The organism is Bacterioplanes sanyensis, from assembly GCF_014652515.1.
In the GTDB taxonomy this organism is placed as follows: domain Bacteria; phylum Pseudomonadota; class Gammaproteobacteria; order Pseudomonadales; family Oceanobacteraceae; genus Bacterioplanes; species Bacterioplanes sanyensis.
The window spans coordinates 1-3,462 of sequence record NZ_BMYY01000026.1 but is presented as its reverse complement, the minus strand read 5'-3'; the positions used below and the strand labels follow the sequence as shown (position 1 = coordinate 3,462).

The following is a 3,462-nucleotide window of genomic DNA, read 5'->3' as shown; positions in this document are numbered from 1 at the left end:
AACACCGATTGAATTTGAAAAATGTGCTTAGAAAAGTGTCCGGTTTGGGTTGACCACAACAATGTCTTAGTAGCTATCGATAACCACTCTAACCTAAGTCAGATTTTACAGAGCCTTGCTTCATTCAGGCCATCCTCAAATGATAGGCTGTCACGGGATAGCAACTGCTTTGCAAGCTCGCTGGAAATGCTTTCTTGATGAAACCCAACACCACCAATAACATTCCCCCTAGCCCACTGGAACTCTTCATTCGAAAACTCAAACCTGCTAGGCTTATCGGTTTTGTTGCGATAAATCTTATTCCAAGAAAGCACACCTTGATCACCACTTTCAGGATCTACAAAGAAGAACAAACTAAAATAACGCTTTATCCCCGAACGATTTTTTTCAACCATTGATTCATAACCATCATAATCGACAATATCAAACCGCCCCTCCGCCAACCCCGACACCACTGCTCCCGACACTGAATAATCGATATTTTTCAGCCACTGGCGAAAGAGAACTACTCCACCTCCAGAGACCAGATAAACCTGACTATGATTAAAATTTGCGAAGCGGAAGTCGACACCACTTTCATACCCTTTAACCATAAAAAACTCACCAATAGAATCTCCATTCACATCCATACGGAAGATAAAGTGGTCTTGCAAGCACCCCAGAGCTGAAGAATTCAAATACCGATCCTTGTGATCGAAGCCGGTATTCGCAGAGTAAACAGCATCACCAGCATCTATATATATCAAATCATGAAAGCTAGTTTCACGAGTTCTAAGGCCGCGAGATAGCCTTTCCTCCTGCACAGCGACCCACCTAGAAAAAGCATCATCCTTTACTGTCATATAAGTTTTGACATACAGTCGAGAACCAAACTGGTAAGCACCATAATTCATGTACTCAAAAAAACCATCGTACTCGCTGTCATAGAAATCCTGGATACGTACATCGTCTTCTTCTGTCAGCTGTATCTTTCTTGGCACCGAAGATAGCTCAACCCCCACATACTCAAAATTAAGGATGGTACTCATTTGAGCTTCCTCAGAATTGGAAGCCCCCACTAAAAACCCTAAAAAAATAGACACCAAAAGCTTTCTTTTCACATACATTTCAGTCACACCCATTCTGCAAACCATTAGAATTAAGTACAATTTCGCGAGCTCTAGACCTGGCTTGCGACCAGCTCTCCCCCCAATTACTCTCACCAAAAGTAAAACAGTAACTAAAGCTATCAGCTGGCCAGCTCGGCGTAGGATTTCTACTTTCTGTCGTCTGCCAGACGTAGTTCCTAAGTGAAAATCCAGCTGTTCTTTTCACTCTAAGCGAGTATGCAACTGCCTTTCTCATAGCAATAATATCCGCATCACTGCCAGAGTATCCACTATAGTCTTTTATTATCCCTGGCCATGACAGCACATTACCAAAGACTCCCGCCCCCTGATTATAAGCTCCAATAGCTTTAGATAACCGATCATAGCCATCATCAATAAGTGCATTCGAATTTACAGGCACATCCCGAGATGAATCACCCTCTATACGCACGATTCTCGCTCCATTAACCTGCTGATAGCTAGCAGTATACTGGCCACTCAAGGCAAGCCTGAATGACCTACCACAACTCCCATTTCGGCCCATGGAAAACTGCACAATAGATTCCAATGCACCATCTGGCGAATAGGGGTTATGGCCATTCAACTCCTCACAAGCAGAGGGATCTGATCCAGATCTAGCACCAAAAAATTGCCCATAGATATACCTAGACTTAATCTGCGAGAAACCAAAGCTAGCCCAAGAGTCTGCAGAACCTTGGTTAATTCGAAATGGCGTATCATTTGATCCACCCGCACCCCAGTGAATACCAGAGGATAAACGAGTAGAGTCACCACTTTCTTTAGAAGCGATCGAATTTAGAATATCACTTCTTGACACACCTCCGGAAGTATATATTTCGACATCGCCCAGTTGCCATCCATCCGAAGCCTCCAACCAACTTACAAAACGTGTTTGATTGCCTGCATTAATAATAGGTGAACCACTATTATTAAGATATGCTTGAAAATAGTCCTCCCAGTGTTTTTTCAGGACACTTATGGCTTGATGATCCAGGGCTGTGCTTTCCAAGGTTACATCCTCTCCCGATACATTTCCTCTAGCAGTAAGTTCATTGGCAAATTTAAATCTCCAAGCCATCCATTCCATACTGGTTTCCGGATTCGACCGATGAGAACATCCTCCAACGTTGCAACCAACGTCAAATACATTCCGATCATCAGCTTTTCGAATAGAATAGTTTCCTTTACGCCTACTATTATTCGGCCCGTATCCCAACTGCCACAGCATTTGCTCAAGCATGGCCACGTCACTGCCTTGCAATGGCTCTTCACCGTCAGCGGCAGGGCCAATAACACGATTGGCAATACGGAACTGCTCTTTCCTTTCTGGAAAATCCACCGTAAAAACATTGCCATCCATAGGAATTTCAACAACACGATTTCTAAAATCGTAAGTGACCTCGACATCTACCGACAAGTCCAAGTCCCAGTTTAAAGGTTCCCAATAGACTTTAAAGTTATCGATTTCTGGTGTTACTGCACTATCAAGACTGTACGGCGTATCAGAAGGCAAGTCCTGACACGAGTCACTGGGTAAGTGGGCTCGACACACACGCCCAGGAACACTGAACACCCAAGTACGTACCGGGTTCAATGCTCGCTCTTCTTCCGTTAGATCGTCTTCATCAAACAACAAGCCTAAACGCATGCCACCCACGGTCCAGTAGATGTCCAGCTCTGGCTGATCTGACTCAACATCCTGGTCGGCCTCCAACTCCATTGGGGTTGGCACCGCCGCTTCTACCGTTAGTTCGCTGTCAATGGCTGTGTATTCTAAAACACTGGTTTCTCGGTGAGCAAAGCCTGTAATACAAAGCCAACTTAGCACTGAGAGCAAAAGAGCAATAAGATGATAAACAGCCTTCATTGATCGTACTCCAACACCAATTCCACTCGCGCCCCGCGGAAGTCACTACGCTGCAAAGCTTCGATATACAAGGTTTGAACACGCTTGTTGTCGCTATAGCCCAGCTCCTCCAACGTGAAGCCCGTGTTTGGAGTCAGATAGTCTCCTCCTTGCTGTAAGCCTTTCGGGCTACGTTTCTTATCGGCATTTTTCCTCCACAAGCGCTGACTGCCAGGCGCTGGAGTGTAGATTTTTTTACCTTCTTTGGCAGGATCATTCGCTTCTTGCACCAGAAGAGGGTCTGAGCCAGAGTAAACAAACGTTAACTGGCCTTTCGCAATGGGTACATGAGTCGGTATCTCGACTACGAAGGGTACAAACTTTTTGTTCACTTGCTCACCTTTCGCATTAAGATACTCAAACTCGGCAAAGTCAGGAATATCGTGTTGTGGTCAACCCAAACCGGACACTTTTCTAAGCACATTTTTCAAATTCAATCGGTGTTGC

At 44.8% G+C, this 3,462-nt stretch carries 3 protein-coding genes; all 3 read right to left on the bottom strand.

What is annotated here, in order from left to right; genetic code table 11:
* Positions 1-98 precede the first annotated feature (98 nt).
* From IE090_RS17680 to IE090_RS17670, 3 genes are read right to left on the bottom strand one after another with little or no spacing between them, the layout of a single operon-like run.
* Positions 99-1,121, bottom strand: a complete 1,023-nt coding sequence (locus IE090_RS17680; RefSeq protein ID WP_229815827.1) for a hypothetical protein — start codon at positions 1,119-1,121, stop codon at positions 99-101.
* Positions 1,108-2,976 carry a hypothetical protein gene (locus IE090_RS17675; RefSeq protein ID WP_189390441.1) on the bottom strand — a complete coding sequence of 623 codons (1,869 nt, stop codon included), beginning with the start codon at positions 2,974-2,976 and terminating at the stop codon, positions 1,108-1,110. The genes IE090_RS17680 and IE090_RS17675 overlap by 14 nt, the downstream gene beginning before the upstream one ends.
* Positions 2,973-3,347 (bottom strand): hypothetical protein, encoded by a 375-nt coding sequence (locus IE090_RS17670; RefSeq protein WP_189390440.1) that lies wholly within the window; start codon positions 3,345-3,347, stop codon positions 2,973-2,975. Before IE090_RS17670 ends, IE090_RS17675 begins: the two co-directional genes overlap by 4 nt.
* Positions 3,348-3,462: the final 115 nt, after the last annotated feature.